The sequence below is a fragment of the Candidatus Weimeria sp. HCP3S3_B5 genome (assembly GCF_052064335.1).
Classification (GTDB): Bacteria; Bacillota; Clostridia; order Lachnospirales; family Lachnospiraceae; genus Weimeria.
This window is the reverse complement of the sequence record NZ_JBQHVU010000076.1, coordinates 1-422: the sequence shown is the minus strand read 5'-3', so window position 1 is coordinate 422 and position 422 is coordinate 1. Positions and strand designations below refer to the sequence as shown.

Here is a 422-nt window from a genome sequence, read left to right as displayed (position 1 = left end):
GACTCGGAGAACTGCTACCGCATTGGATTCCAAGTCGGTGGGTATGGGCGCTTCACAGGCGCCCTCCGTGCGCTTGGTGTGCTCAAGAACAAGCACATCCCAGACATTTACCTGACCGCTTCCCGTGAGCAGCGCTTGCAGCTCCTCCAAGGGCTTATGGATTCCGACGGAACCATCCACAAGAAGACGGGAAGGTCCACCTTCACGAACACCGACATGCGACTCATCAGAGGCGCCCGCTCGCTGGTCAGATCACTGGGGTGGAAGACCTCTGAACTCGACGGTGGCGAATACGGCAAGAGGGGGCACAAGCTGCGTTTCGACGTGTCATTCACGACGCGACCTGACGATATGCTGCCCGCGACCCTCCCGAGGAAGCTGGCCAATCTTCGCGCGTCTCGCTCCCGTCGAGATGTTCGGCC

Annotated in this window: 1 protein-coding gene; it reads left to right on the top strand. The window is 60.2% G+C overall.

The window, feature by feature from the left end; translation table 11 throughout:
- Positions 1 to 422 (top strand): LAGLIDADG family homing endonuclease (locus ACTNCK_RS11790; protein ID WP_441082912.1); only part of this gene is annotated, 422 nt, incomplete at both ends.